Origin of the sequence: Halalkalicoccus jeotgali B3, from assembly GCF_000196895.1 — an archaeon.
Classification (GTDB): Archaea; Halobacteriota; Halobacteria; order Halobacteriales; family Halalkalicoccaceae; genus Halalkalicoccus; species Halalkalicoccus jeotgali.
This window is the reverse complement of record NC_014297.1, coordinates 1,555,396-1,568,773: the sequence shown is the minus strand read 5'-3', so window position 1 is coordinate 1,568,773 and position 13,378 is coordinate 1,555,396. Positions and strand designations below refer to the sequence as shown.

Sequence of the window (13,378 nt, the reverse complement as noted above, 5' to 3'; positions counted from 1 at the left end):
GTACGTAATGATCCACCGATGGGATCTCCCGCATGGAAAACGGGATGCGTCGAACCCGACGAGAAACGGATCAGTGCACCCGAAAACGTCGATTCGAGCCCCTGCTACGGCCACCTCGGAACGCGAGTGAGATGGACACCCCGACCACCGACAACAATCCAGCGGACCTCAAAACCGTCTTGGATCACACGACGGAGGCCGTCCTGACGCTCGATTCGGACACCCGGGTGACCTACTGTAACGAGCAGGCCGCGACCGTCTTCGACGCCTCACGCGAGGAGTTGCTCGGGCGGGTGCTCTGGCGGGTCGTCCCGGACGAGATCGGGACCACTTTCCAAAAGCGATGCGAACGGGCGGTGGGGACACGAGAATCGGTCACCTTCGAGGCGCGCCGGTCCGACCCGGAGCGGTGGTTGACGGCTCGGGTCCACCCGTCGCCGGAGGGAGCGACCCTCCATCTCCAGGACAACACCGCCGAGAAGCGATACGAACGGACCCTCGCACGCAACTACGAGCGCCTCACGACGCTCGTCCAGTTGAACTCGCTCGTCCGGGACCTCTCGCATGCGGTACTCAACGCGTCGTCGAGAGACCGGGTCGAACGGCGAGTCTGCGATCGGCTCGTCGAGGAAGAATCCTATCCGCTCGTCTGGATCGGTACCGTGAACCGCGGCGAGGGGGAAGTCACGCCGACCACGGTCGCCTGCAGCGGGGACCACCGACAGTACCTCGACGGGGTCAGGATCTCCGTCGAGGACGCCGACCCGTCCGCACACGGTCCGACCGGAACGGCGATCCGGACCCGGGAACCGCAGGTGGTCCACGACATCCGGACGGCGACTGAGTACGACCCGTGGCGCGACGCCGCAACCGAACACGACTTCACCGCGTCGGCGGCCTTTCCCTTGCTGTACGACGACGTCCTGTACGGCGTTTTGAACGTCTACGCGACCACGACCGAGGCCTTCGACGACCCGACCTACAAGGCGCTGGATCATCTGAGCGGCGTCGTCGGCCACGCGATCCACGCGCTCGAACAACGGGTGGTGCTCACCACGGATTCGGTGGTCGAACTCGAATTCCGCAACACCGAACTCGTCGATCTGTTCGTCCCGAACGGGGACGTATCCAACGGCAGCGACGATCTAGCCCTCTCGGTCGAGCGAACGACCCCCGTCGAAGACGGATCTCTCCTCCAGATCATCACTGCGACCGGTGGGCCCGCAGCCCGCTTTGTAGAGGCGTTCTCACAGTTTCCGTCGGTCGAGGAGGTGACCGTCCTCAGCGAGTCCGAACTTGGGTCCGACGGCGAGGGCGCGTTGCTCGGACTCAGGGTATCGGAGCCCTCGCTCAGCACCACGCTGGCGGCCTACGGGGGCCGCATACGGGACCTCATCATTACATCCGAGGACGTCAGGCTCATCGCGGAGGTGCCCCCCAGAACCGACACCCGACGAATAACGGAGGCGCTCGCGGAACTCTATCCCGGGACCGAACTCCTCGCCCAGCGCACCCGGTCCCGCGAGGAGCTGACCCGACGGGAGTTGGTCGACGTCCTGGGCGAACGCCTCACCGAGAAGCAACGCGTCGCACTCGGGACCGCGTACGCAAGCGGCTACTTCGAGTGGCCCCGAACGGCCACGGGCGAGGAGGTCGCCGCGATGCTCGAGGTCGCGCCACCGACGTTCGCACAGCACCTCAGGGCCGCCCAGCGGAACCTGTTTACGGTGATCTACGAGCGCGACTGAGTCGAACGCGCCGACCGACGCGCCCCTCGAAGTCCACAGGAGCATTCGGACCGCTCCTCGACTCTCACGATCTATCGGCGGATTCGTATCATCTGATGACGAAAGATATATATTTACTACGATCCGAGTAAGGCCTGATGATCCCTGAATCAAACCCCTCCCAGACGGAGGTCCAACCGTGATCTGGCAGGACGCGGTCTTCATGCTGGGCAGCAGCCTCTCGATCGTGTTTCTCGCACCGACGTTGCGCGATACCACCGCGCGGGTCCCCCTCGCAACGAGTTTCCCGTCGATGGCTATCGGCGGCGTCTACGCGTTCACGTTCGGGACCCTCGGAATGACGTTCTCGGCCGTGGGAGCGCTCACGACGTGTCTGATGTGGACGCTCATCAGCGTCTTCCGCGCGCCCGCATCGCCGTACAACCGTTCGAACGCCATCGGGAGCTGTGGCGATCGGATCGACCTGTTCGCCGCGGACGCACGTCGGTGGTGGGCTCGAAAGCGCCGCCGAAACGACGTCCCCTTCGAGTCCTATGCCGCCGGTTCCGCTCGCCTCCGGACGAGCGGCGACTGAGCAACGACCGCGAACTCGCATTCAGAGTCGGTGATAGAGCCCCGACTCGGGGTCGGTCAGTCGCTCGGCTTCGACACGGATCGTTCGCGAGTCGATCCGCCTCACGCCCGTTGCGACGGGGAGGAGTCCCCGGAGGGGCGGGACGTACTGTCGCACCCATCCGGCGGCCCGGTCGATCTTCGAGGCGTTTTCGGGCTCGAAATACCGGATTTTCAGCGAATAGGGTGGTTTCAGGTCCGTATACGGCGGAATCTCCCCGAGCCGTCTCACGGCGGCGGCGGCGCCGTCGCGGATTGCCGCATCGACCTCGTCGGGGTCGCGGTGGCGGGCGGACTCGCGACCCGCTCCGTACTTCGTGATCGCCGTCTCGATCTCCGGGACGAACTGTCTGGCTTCAAGGATCGCCTTGTCGTCACCGGCGACGAACACCGTGGGAACGCCCTGTCGTCCGGCGATCAGCGCCCGGCAGGCGAACTCGCCGACGAACACCCCGTTGAGCTTGTAGTAGTCGACCGAGAGCGACGAATAGGTGTGACACAGCGGCGCGTTGGGCGTGCCGGCCATCGCGTGCTGACCGACGAACAGTACCGCGTCGTGATCCTCGAGGTGGAAGTACGGGCGGCCGCTCGCGAGGTAGCGCCCGCCGACGAGGTCACCTTCCCGCAGTCCGCCGCTGCCGTGGCCGTCCCAGACGTCGATCGCCGCGTCGGGTGCGACCGACCGGACGCCCTCGATGCACGCGTTGACCTCGCTGGCGAGGCGGTCCATCGCGCTCCGTTTTCGCTCGATCCGTCCCGTCCGCGTCTGTCGGAAGGAATCGACCCCGGCCGGTCCCTCCAAGTCCGTGATCACGAGTACGTGCACGCTGACCGGTGTCTACCCGACCCGCGACAATAAGCGACTAGAGCGAAGTACCGACTAGTGGTCGTGGCCGGTCATCTCCGCGAAGGTGGCGCCGAACCGTTCCTCGAAGGCCACCATGGTCTCTTCTTCGATCGTCTGGATCTCCTCGTCGGGCTCGCCTTGTGAGTGGTGGCTGATCGCGTGGATCTGCTGTGCACACGACAGCACCGCGAGATCACCGATCGTCTCGGCGGGCGTCTCCTCGCCGTCCGCGAGCAGATCGAGCAGCGACGCCGGAACCGCTATCTCGTCGCTCGATCCGTCCTCGCCGTCGATTCTGAGTGTGGTGGTAGTCGACACGAGAGGGAGTTCGACCGGTGGAGGAAAACGTCTATTGGTCGAGGGAGTGCGTCGTCCGATCTCTCCCCCGGTTTAGGACCTCCGTAGCTATGTGCCGACGAGCCGTATCGACAATCGCGTGGGCCGGGGTAGTGTCCGGCCCGTCGGTTCCGGGCGACCGGGTACGGTCGTCCGTTCATGTTTCGTCCCCTGTCCTCCCGAGCACCAGGTTTGCCTGCGGTCGATTCGCCGTCGGGGTCTCTCGATCGCCCGTGCGAGTCGCCGGAACCGGGCTCGGGACGGGTTGATTCCGTCCCGATAACAGGGAAACTACTATGGGGATGGGCGTTCCGCATTGGTACGCCAGAGGTCACACACATCGATTGACGGTCGACGTTCAGGGGCACTCTGGCATTGCGATTCTCTCTACGCGGGTTCGACTCCGGTCGGCCCGTTTTCGAGCGTGACCGCTTAGCACCCACATAGGTATATCGCTCGTGAGTGTACCAACGAGTGCTGGCACGCGCCAGCAACGGACGGATAGTGATACTCGATGCCCCCCGCCTATCGGCGGGGTTTCCGTCGCGCGCATCGTCCGATACGTAACGCTCTCGTTTTCGACTCACGCCGAGTCTTCGATCCGAACGCCCTCGGCGAGCGAGGTGACCGCTCCTTCCTCGTCCGGGAGGAGGCGGGGATAGATCCCGGAAACGACGACGAACTCGTCGTCGCCCTCCGCGAGCGCGGTGTGGACGAACACGTCGATCCCGACGCCCCCGAACGTCGCCTCGCCCTCGAACTTCGAGAGGGCGACCCGTTCGTCGAGCAGTCGGACGGTCCGACGGTCGACCTCCGGACCGACCGAGAGTTCCTCGTACTGGGACTGGACTTCGGTCGCGAGCTCGCGGTTGTCCATCCCCTCGACGGGGTTGAAAGTCCGACCGAGCACCGAGACGGCGGGGGTACAGAGGGTCACAAAGACCGCCCCCCGGATCTCGCCGAGCGGGCCCGCGTCGATCCGACGGTGGTACTGCGCGACCCGACTGACGACCTCGACCTCGCGGCTCAGTCTGGTCACCTCGAAGGTCCGGCGTTCCTCGCGTCTGGCCGTGTCCTCGAGTTCGTAGCCCGTCGTATCGAGGGCACGGTCGGCCACCGGAGCCAGCGGGGCGACGAATCGAGCGGGGCCGCCGGCCAGCGTGTCCAGGCAGCCGGCGCTGCTGGTCAGGGCGAGCGTAGCGAGCGAACAGAGCCCGCGGCGTGTGGTGGCCATCGCTGTGTCGGGTTATCGGTCGCGCGCCATAAACACCGCGGCGTACTCACGCCATCGGGACGAGCGATCCGGCCAGACGGGCGATCGCCGTGCGTTCGTCCCCAATGGCGGTCGGATGCGCCCCGGCGAAGATCACCAGGTCGTCGTCGTTGCTCGCGGTGCCGACGTGGACGCGGGCGTCGATCTCGGTTCGTTCGATCGTGATCCGCCCCTCGAACGTCGAGACGTCCACGCGCTCGTCGAAGACGGTGAGCGACCACTCCTCGAGTTCCTCGCCGACCGAGACCGCGTCGTAGGTCGAGTCGAGTTCGCTCACGAGGCGGCGCGGGTCGACGCGCTCTCCAGGGTGAAACGTCCGACCGAGCACCTCGAACTGCGGCGTCGCGAGGACGGCAAACGTCGCCGCCGGGAGCGTCCCGAGCGCGCCCAGATCGACGTCCCGACCGTACTCGGCGACGACGTTGGTCAGTTCGACCTCGCGGGTTCGCTCGCCGATCTCGATCGTCTCCGAGAGCGGTTCGACCCCGGTGTGGGCGTGTCGATAATCCGTCTCCGCGAGCGCCCCCTCACTCGGGCGCGCGCCGACGGCTTCGAACGCCAGGGCGTCCTCGCCGCGAACGAACCCGAGACAGCCGCTCGTCGCACCCAGCGCCGCGAGCAACCCCACTGTGAACGTTCGTCGCTTGAGATCCATACATTCTCTACAACATCTCAGATAAAATAAGTTTCTAGGATCGATCCGACAGGCGGTAGGTGGTCCCCTCGCCCTCGGCCTCGTCCTCGACCGTGACCCCGAGCGCTTCGAGGTCCTCTCGGAGGGCGTCGGCGCGCTCGTAGTTGCCCGCCTCGCGTTCGGCCTCGCGCACCTCGAGGACGAGTTCGACGAGGTCGCCGGCGAGGTCGACCCCGTCGCCGGCCCCCGAACCGAACGAGAAGCCGAAGATCTCGCCGCCGAACCCCTCGATCGTCTCGATGGCCCGGCGAAGCGCCCGGTAGTCGTACTCCTCGCGGGCGTCGAGGTGCCGGTTGAGTGCGCCGGCGAGTTCGAGCAGCGCGCTCATCGCCTCCCGGACCCCGAAGTCGTCGTTCATCGCCCGCACGAACTCCCCGCGGGCCTCCTCGATCGCCGCCCGGAGCTCGTGGTCCTCGATTTTGGTCCGCGCATCGGGGCCGTCCGCGGCCTCTATCGCGCGCTCGTAGGCGCGTTCGAGGCGCTCGTAGCGCTCTTTGGCTTCGGCCATCGCGTCCTCGGAGAACGTCTGGTTCGAGCCGTACTCCGTCGCGAGGTAAAACGAGCGCAACACGTCGGGGCCGAACTCATCGAGCGCAGCGGAAACGGTAAAGAAGTTGCCCAGGCTCGAACTCATCTTCTCGCCGTCGGTCTCGAGCAGGCCCGTGTGCAGCCAGTAGTTCGCGAAGGGTTTTCCGGTCGCGGCTTCGCTCTGGGCGATCTCGTTTTCGTGGTGGGGAAAGACCAGATCGTGCCCGCCGACGTGGATGTCGATGGTCTCGTCGAGGTGAGTCATCGCCATCGCCGAGCACTCGATATGCCAGCCGGGCCGCCCTTCGCCCCACGGCGAGTCCCACGTCTCGCCGTCCGGGGGATGAGCGTGGTCGACCTTCTCGTGGTCGCGGATCGCGCTTTCGGAGACGCCACCGGCCTTCCAGAGCGCGAAGTCCGCGGGGTTGCGCTTTTCGGACCGTTCCGTAGGATCGCCCTGCGCTTCGAGGTCCGTGACGCGCTGGTTCGAGAGTTTGCCGTACTCCTCGAAGGTGGTGACGTCGAAGTAGACCGACCCGTCGGACTCGTAGGCGTGACCCGACTCGAGCAGGCGCTCGATCAGCGCGAGTATCTCGGGGACGTGCTCGGAGACTCGTGGGTAGACCGTCGCGCGCTGCAGGTTCAGCCCGCGCATGTCCTCGAGGGTGCCCTCGATGAAGCGACGCGCCACCCCGAGTTCGGAGCCGCCCAGATCGCCCTCGTCGATCCGGGCGGCGATCTTCTCGTTGACGTCCGTGAAGTTCTCGACGTGGCGAACCGCGTGCCCCTCGTGGGAAAGCCAGCGACACATCACGTCGGCGTGGACCCACACGCGGGCGTGGCCGAGGTGGGCGTCGTCCGAGACGGTCAGCCCACAGACGTATACGAGCACTTCGTCGCCGGTCGGTCGGAACTCCTCGCGCTCGTCCGAGAGCGTGTTCGTCACGGACAGCATCGTCCTGTAGGTCGCCGGGCGCGCCTTTCAACCCGTCGGTCGGGCTCTCGTTTCAGCGCTACCCGGAGTATATAAACATCTATTCCGTAGAAGCGCACAGCGTATGGAGATGAAGTCGGTACGCCCGGAGGAGGGGCCGATCAGCGTACTACACGTCGACGACGACGAGGCATTCTTGCGACTGACGAGAACGTCGCTCGCGGAGATCGATCCCGACCTTCGGATAGAGCAGACGACGGATCCGACGGCGGTACTCGACCGAGTCGACGAGGGAACCGTCGATTGTGTCGTCAGCGACCACCAGATGCCCGCGCTCACCGGCGTCGACTTGCTTAGACGGATCCGGACGGAGTACCCCGACCTTCCCTTCGTCCTCTTTACCGGTCAGGGCAGCGAGACAGTCGCGAGCGAGGCCATCACGGCGGGTGTGACCGACTACGTCTCGAAGGGGGGCGGTCTCGAAGGGTTCGAACTGCTTGCAAATCGGGTCCGAGGAGCCGTCGAACAGCGCCGGGTCGAGGAGGCGCTTGCGGCCACCCGGAAAGGCTACGAGAAGCTGCTCGAGACCGCGCCCGACGCCATCCTCGTCGTCGACGCCGAAACCGGAGTGCTTCTGGAGGTCAACACCGCCGCAGAGGAGCTGTTCGGTCGCCCGCGCGAGGAGCTCCAGGGGCTCCACCAGACGAAGCTCCATCCGGCCGACGAGCGCGAGTACTACGAACGGATCTTTGCAGAACACGCCGATTCCAGAGACATCATCCACGAGAAGCGAAAGATCGTGGTCGTTGATGCCGACGGCAACGAGATTCCCGTCGAGATCAGCGCCGCCCCCTTCGACCTCAACGACCAGCGACTCGTCCAGGCGATCTTCCGGGACCTGCGCGAGCGATAGCGGGCGATCGGAGCGCGACAGTAACTCCTATGGCCGCGCCGTCGCTAGGTCGGGTATGCAGGCGCTCGTCATCGTCGGCCACGGGTCACACCTCAATCCCGGTTCATCGAGACCGACCTTCTCACATGCGGATACGATCCGCGAAACGGGGGTCTTCGACGAGGTTCGCGAGGCGTTCTGGAAGGAAGAGCCCTCCTTTCGGGAGGTGCTTCGCACCCTCGAAAGCGACGAGGTCTACGTCGTCCCGCTCTTTATCAGCGAGGGCTACTTCACCGAGCAGGTGATCCCCCGCGAGCTCCGCCTCGAAGGCTGGGACGTCTCGGCGTGGGAGTCGGGCGACGGCGTCAGTGCGGATCACGCCACGCTGAAAGCCAGCGACGTCGAGAAGACGATCCACTACTGCGGGCCGGCGGGCACCCACGACTCGATGAGCGACGTGATCGTGCGGCGCGCGGAGTCGGTCACCGGCGACTCCGAGGTCGGCGACGGGTTCGGCCTCGCGATCGTCGGCCACGGCACCGAGCGAAACGAGAACAGCGCGAAAGCCATCGAGTACCACACCGACCGGATCCGCGAGTCGGGCCGGTTCGACGAGGTGCGGGCGCTGTTCATGGACGAGGAGCCCGAAGTCGACGACGTCACCGACTTCTTCTCCACGACGGACATCGTCGTCGTCCCCCTGTTTATCGCCGACGGCTTTCACACCCAGGAGGACATCCCCGAGGACATGGGCCTGACCGAGGACTACCGGAGGGGCTATGACGTCCCCGCGGAGGTCGACGGCCACCGGATCTGGTACTCGGGCGCGGTCGGCACCGAGTCGCTGATGGCCGACGTGCTGTTGGAACGGGCCGCCGAAGCCGGCGCGGACGTACGCGGTCTGTCCGACGGCGACGCGAGTCGGGGGGTTGCGGACGACTGATGAACGCACCACAGCTCGACGCGCTCGTCGCGAGCGCATCACAGGGAGTAGAGTTCGATGGCCTCTCGGTCGCCGCCGACAGCGAGGAATATCGTGTCGAGATCCCCGGCGAGCGCCTCGAAACCGACGAGGCGGGCCTCAGGGCGTTCGCCGAGGAGAACCCCTGGTACGTCTCGAACTGGTACTACTGGACCCGGACCGTCGGGAGCGAGGGCGCGCGCTATGCGTTCTTGCGATGGATCGAGGACGCCGGTCGGCCGGTCGGCGAGCGCTACGAGGCCCTCTCGACGGGCGTCTCGCGGACCTGGGGACAGCTACGGGTCAGTGCCACGATCGGGGAGGACGGAAAGCGCCGGTATGCGCTCGGCCACGTCGATGACGCCGAGAGCGCGAGTCTCGACACCTACAGCGACCCGCTCGCCGCCCGCGAACTCGTCAAACTCGACGACCGAGGACGGTACCGGCCGCTTTCGACCGCACCGACCCTGCCGACCGGCTGGGAGTATCCCAACCTCGACGGGGAGGACCTCGTTCGTACGGTCGATTTCATCTATCCGGCGACGGTCGAGAACTGGCATCGCGAGCGCGAGGGCGAACTCGACGTGACACACTTCCGGGAGGCCGCAGAACGCCAGTCGGGCATCTACGAGATCGTCTCGCAGCTCTCGGTCGAGGAACTCGAAGCCGCCGCCGAGACCTGCTGTGTCGACTCACAGTGTCTCAAGCGCCGGCAATGGGACGAAGACGAGGAAACGGACCTCGACGTCCCCCGCGGCGACGGGGAGTTCCCCTGCCGGGAGCCGTGCTCGCTCTTCGTTACCGCCGCCCGGAAGTTCGTCACGCTCGGCCGGGAAGAGATGCGGAGCTACGAGTTCGAGCTCACACCCACCGAAAAGGAGCAGATCGAGGAGATCATCGACGCGGTCGCGGAGGGACGAACCGACGAGATCCGCGAGGCCGATCTCAACGAAGGGGCAAACCGCTATCGGGCGCGATACCTGCGCGCGCGTCGAATGCCCGACGGGGAGCTCTCGGGGACGTCCACCTACCCCGAGGATTAGGTGCTATAGAGTAACACGGCCGCGCCGCCGATCGCGGCGAGGACGATTCCGACGCCCAGAATCACCGCCGGGTTGCCCGCGACCAGCGAGCCGACGACGACGAACAGCAAGGCGAGGACGACGAGCGCGCCCGCGGCGAGCGTCCGTCCGGGAACCGCACTCTCGGTCGTCCGAGCGGGTTGCTCGCGCGATCGGGGCTGTGGTTTCGCGAGGCGCTCGTCGACCTCGATGGGGGTCCGTTCTTGGGGCTCTTCGGGGGGGATCAGCGAGACGTCGATCACGGCCGTCTGGGCCCCGTAGCCGGTGACGACCTTCAGGTGCCCGCTGACGGGGCGGCTTCGCTGGTCGACGTTGGCCTCGATCCGGTAGGTGCGTCCGGCCTCGACGAAGTGGTTGCCGCCGTCGAGCGATATCGCCTCCGCGAGGCCGTCGTCGACGTTGATGTGGACGTGGGTCGCAGAGCCGCGGTTCGTGAGTTCGATGACGAAGCTCTCGCTGGTTTCGAACTGGCGGACCCCCGGCTCGATGGAGTGGACCGACCGGCGGTTGATCTCGACTGGCAGCGTCCGTGCCACGGTCCTCTACGCGGCTGCGTCCTCGCGCATATCCGGGGGCAGGAGGTTCGGGATTCCGTCCTCGATCGGGTAGACCTCGCCACACTCGGTGCAGGTCAGACTTCCCTCGAGGATCTCCTCGCCCTCGCGCTCCTCGACGTCGAGTTCGAGGTCCGCCTTGTCGATCGGACAGCAGACGATCTCCATCAGCGACTCCTTCATCGTCCCTCACCTGCGGCATACATGGCTCGACCGAGGGTTGCGGGTGGGAAAAGTATGACGGGTTCGCGCCGAGCGAACTATGTTCCTGCACGAGAACCCTCGCGTATGCCAGACGGCGTCGTCCTCGCCGGCGGTCGCTCGACCCGCTTCGGCGAGACGGACAAGGCCACTGCCGACCTCGGAGGCACGCCGATGATCCGTCGGGTCGGCGACCGCCTCGAAGGCGCGACCGACCGGTTGGTCGTGAACTGCCGGGCCGACCAGACGGCGGCCATCAAGGCGGCCTTCGAGGGCTACTCGAACCCGCTCGTCGTCGCAGAGGATCCCGATCCTGACGAAGGGCCGATGGCGGGGATCCGGACGGGACTTCGAGATACCGAAAGCGAGTACGCCTTCGTCGCGGCTTGCGATATGCCCTTCGTCGAGCCCGCGCTCGTCGCACACCTCTTCGAGCGCGCCCACGGGTACGACGCCGCCGTCCCTCGGGTGGGCGACGGCTGGTTTCAACCCACCCACGCCGTCTACCGGACCGAATCGATGGTCGAGGCCTGCGAACGCGCGCTCGCGGCGGGCGAGCGGAAGGTGATCGCACCCCTCGAGTATCTGGAGTACGTCGTGATCGGCGAGTCCGAGGTCCTCGAGTACGCCCTATTGAAGACCTTCGAGAACCTCAACACCCGCGAGGAGTTCGAGGAGGCGCTCAAGCGCCTCGAATGACGTCCACGATCTCGGGCTCTGCCATCCGCGCGAGCACCACGCGCTCGACCGCCGCGCGTTCGTGAATCTCGTGGGCGATCTCGCGGGCGACCGTCTCGTCCTCGCTATCGTCGACCTTGTTGAGAATCGGGATCGCCGCGGCTCCCTCGGTGACGCCCTTCAGCCCGCCCTCGGGGCTCGCGAGCACGCGAGCGACCGCCGCGGGCGTGATCTCCTCGCCGGCCTCGATACCGGCGATGGCGCCGACACGTTCGGGCCGGTGGACGACGGCGTCCGAGAGGGGTTCACCGACCGCGTGGACGCTCGCGACCGGGAGCACGGCGTCGGCGTTTGCCGGGAGCTGCGGTTCGTCCCCGTTGGGGGCCTTGAATTCGCGCATCCGCGCGCCGTCGGCCTTGACGAGGACGGGTGTGTCGGTCTCGCGGGCGAGTTCCTCGACGACCGTCCGATCGTAGCCCCGATAGCGGTCCTCGAACTCTCGCTCGGGGACGACACCGAGGGGCCACTCGTCGTTTTCCTCGATTGCACTCACCGGATCGTCGGTGACGACGACCCGCGCGACGTGGGGATCGAAGATCGGGATCCGGACCGTGGCGGTGACGACCGCCCGCTCGAGCGCGTTGGCCAGCGCGTACAGCGTCGTCTTCTTCCCGCCGGCCCCGACGACGCAGGTCAGCCCCTCGGTCGGGAGTGCCTCCGTGAGCTTCATGCCCGCTCTACTTCCCTGTCGAGCAAACAGGTTGTGGTCGTCCGTGGAGGTTGTTATCTCCTACTAGTTAATTAACAATCATGATTATACCCCTCGCGGCCCATCCGCTAGTCGGGATCAAACGATGTCAATGAATGCCGTGGTCTATCAGGGACCGCACGACGTGGCGGTGGAGGAAGTGGACGAACCGGAGATCGAGCACCCCAATGACGTGGTGATCGACATCACGACGACCTGTATCTGTGGCTCCGACCTCCACATGTACGAGGGGCGCACCGACGCCGAGCCGGGGATCGTCTTCGGCCACGAGAACATGGGGATCGTCGACGAAGTGGGGGAGGGCGTAAGCACCCTCGAAGAGGGCGACCGGATCGTCCTCCCGTTCAACGTCGCCTGTGGATTCTGTCAGAACTGCGAGGCGGGCTACACGGGCTTCTGTACGAACGTCAACCCCGGTTTCGCGGGCGGGGCCTACGGTTACGTCGCGATGGGGCCCTATAAGGGCGGACAGGCCGAACGGCTGCGGGTTCCGTACGCGGACTTCAACGCGCTGAAGCTCCCCGAGGGCGACGAGCACGAGGACTCGTTTTCGCTTCTGGCCGATATCTTCCCGACAGGCTGGCACGGGACCGAACTCGCGAACCTCCAACCAGGGGAATCGGTCGCGATCTTCGGGGCCGGCCCCGTCGGCGCGATGGCCGCCTACAGCGCCCACATCAAGGGTGCCGCCGAGATCTACACTGTCGACCGGGTGCCGAGCCGACTCGACGCGGTCGAGGAGAACTGCGGGGCGATCCCGATCAACTTCGAGGACTCGGATCCGGTCGAGCAGATCAAGAACGAACACGGCGGCATGGTCGACAAGGGCGTCGACGCCGTGGGCTATCAGGCGATCGACCCCGAAACCGACCCCTCGGACGACGCCTACAACCCGGCGAGGGAGAACCCCGCCGTGGTCCTCAACCAGCTGATCCAAGTCGTTCGCCCGACCGGCGAGCTCGGGATCCCCGGACTCTACGTCCCCTCGGATCCCGGCGCGCCCGACGAGATGGCCGCACAGGGGCGGTTGGGAATCGACTTCGGGAAGTTCTTCGAGAAGGGCCTGAAGTGTGGCACCGGCCAGTGTAACGTCAAGCAGTACAACCGCGCCCTCCGTGACCTGATCATCGAGGGACGGGCGGACCCGAGCTGGATCGTCTCCCATCGTGTGGGTCTCGACGAGGCCCCCGAGATGTACGAGGCCTTCGACAACCGCGAGGAGGGCGTTACGAAGGTCCTGCTTGAACCCTGAAACTGCCGGTTAGCGCA

Annotated in this window: 15 protein-coding genes; 7 read left to right on the top strand and 8 right to left on the bottom strand. The window is 66.0% G+C overall.

What is annotated here, in order from left to right:
• Window positions 1-131: 131 nt before the first annotated feature.
• Together HACJB3_RS08175 and HACJB3_RS08170 are read left to right on the top strand one after the other, a co-directional pair.
• Window positions 132-1,748, top strand: coding sequence for a bacterio-opsin activator domain-containing protein (locus HACJB3_RS08175; protein ID WP_008417496.1), 1,617 nt, complete (start codon window positions 132-134; stop codon window positions 1,746-1,748).
• Between the two features lie 178 nt (window positions 1,749-1,926).
• Window positions 1,927-2,322: a hypothetical protein gene (locus HACJB3_RS08170; protein WP_008417497.1), complete on the top strand. Its 396-nt coding sequence runs from the start codon at window positions 1,927-1,929 to the stop codon at window positions 2,320-2,322.
• A gap of 21 nt (window positions 2,323-2,343) precedes the next feature.
• Here the strand turns inward: HACJB3_RS08170 and HACJB3_RS08165 are convergent, their stop codons facing one another.
• The 5 genes from HACJB3_RS08165 to cysS form a co-directional block, all read right to left on the bottom strand.
• A complete protein-coding gene (locus HACJB3_RS08165) occupies window positions 2,344-3,186 on the bottom strand; it encodes a M55 family metallopeptidase (protein WP_008417498.1) in 843 nt (280 codons plus the stop codon).
• 54 nt (window positions 3,187-3,240) lie between these two features.
• Window positions 3,241-3,525 (bottom strand): DUF7545 family protein, encoded by a 285-nt coding sequence (locus HACJB3_RS08160; RefSeq protein WP_008417499.1) that lies wholly within the window; start codon window positions 3,523-3,525, stop codon window positions 3,241-3,243.
• A 601-nt stretch (window positions 3,526-4,126) separates the two neighbouring features.
• The gene (locus HACJB3_RS08155; RefSeq protein ID WP_008417500.1) at window positions 4,127-4,777 is read right to left on the bottom strand and encodes a DUF6517 family protein; all 651 of its coding nucleotides are present in this window, start codon (window positions 4,775-4,777) and stop codon (window positions 4,127-4,129) included.
• A 46-nt stretch (window positions 4,778-4,823) separates the two neighbouring features.
• Complete coding sequence (locus HACJB3_RS08150) at window positions 4,824-5,471, bottom strand: DUF6517 family protein (RefSeq protein ID WP_008417501.1); 648 nt, start codon at window positions 5,469-5,471, stop codon at window positions 4,824-4,826.
• Window positions 5,472-5,505: 34 nt separating this feature from the next.
• Window positions 5,506-6,993, bottom strand: a complete 1,488-nt coding sequence (cysS, locus tag HACJB3_RS08145; RefSeq protein WP_008417502.1) for a cysteine--tRNA ligase — start codon at window positions 6,991-6,993, stop codon at window positions 5,506-5,508.
• A 109-nt stretch (window positions 6,994-7,102) separates the two neighbouring features.
• On the opposite strand from cysS, the gene HACJB3_RS08140 reads away from it, so the two are divergent.
• The 3 genes from HACJB3_RS08140 to HACJB3_RS08130 are packed head-to-tail and all read left to right on the top strand — an operon-like array spanning window position 7,103 to window position 9,868.
• Window positions 7,103-7,885 (top strand): response regulator, encoded by a 783-nt coding sequence (locus HACJB3_RS08140; protein ID WP_238532744.1) that lies wholly within the window; start codon window positions 7,103-7,105, stop codon window positions 7,883-7,885.
• Between the two features lie 55 nt (window positions 7,886-7,940).
• Window positions 7,941-8,807, top strand: a complete 867-nt coding sequence (locus HACJB3_RS08135; RefSeq protein ID WP_008417504.1) for a CbiX/SirB N-terminal domain-containing protein — start codon at window positions 7,941-7,943, stop codon at window positions 8,805-8,807.
• Window positions 8,807-9,868, top strand: a complete 1,062-nt coding sequence (locus HACJB3_RS08130) for a DR2241 family protein (protein WP_008417505.1) — start codon at window positions 8,807-8,809, stop codon at window positions 9,866-9,868. Before HACJB3_RS08135 ends, HACJB3_RS08130 begins: the two co-directional genes overlap by 1 nt.
• Here the strand turns inward: HACJB3_RS08130 and HACJB3_RS08125 are convergent.
• Window positions 9,865-10,443: a DUF7524 family protein gene (locus HACJB3_RS08125; RefSeq protein ID WP_008417507.1), complete on the bottom strand. Its 579-nt coding sequence runs from the start codon at window positions 10,441-10,443 to the stop codon at window positions 9,865-9,867. The two genes, HACJB3_RS08130 and HACJB3_RS08125, sit on opposite strands and share 4 nt — an antisense overlap.
• Window positions 10,444-10,449: 6 nt before the next feature.
• Window positions 10,450-10,644, bottom strand: coding sequence for a methytransferase partner Trm112 (locus tag HACJB3_RS08120; RefSeq protein ID WP_008417509.1), 195 nt, complete (start codon window positions 10,642-10,644; stop codon window positions 10,450-10,452).
• Between the two features lie 105 nt (window positions 10,645-10,749).
• On the opposite strand from HACJB3_RS08120, the gene HACJB3_RS08115 reads away from it, so the two are divergent.
• A complete protein-coding gene (locus tag HACJB3_RS08115) occupies window positions 10,750-11,361 on the top strand; it encodes a molybdenum cofactor guanylyltransferase (RefSeq protein WP_008417510.1) in 612 nt (203 codons plus the stop codon).
• Here the strand turns inward: HACJB3_RS08115 and yqeC are convergent.
• Window positions 11,345-12,070 (bottom strand): selenium cofactor biosynthesis protein YqeC, encoded by a 726-nt coding sequence (yqeC, locus tag HACJB3_RS08110; RefSeq protein WP_008417512.1) that lies wholly within the window; start codon window positions 12,068-12,070, stop codon window positions 11,345-11,347. The genes HACJB3_RS08115 and yqeC overlap by 17 nt on opposite strands.
• Before the next feature lie 130 nt (window positions 12,071-12,200).
• Here yqeC and HACJB3_RS08105 point away from each other — a divergent pair, with 130 nt between their 5' ends.
• On the top strand, window positions 12,201-13,361 hold the full coding sequence (locus tag HACJB3_RS08105) for a glutathione-independent formaldehyde dehydrogenase (protein WP_008417514.1): 1,161 nt from the start codon (window positions 12,201-12,203) through the stop codon (window positions 13,359-13,361).
• Window positions 13,362-13,378 lie beyond the last annotated feature (17 nt).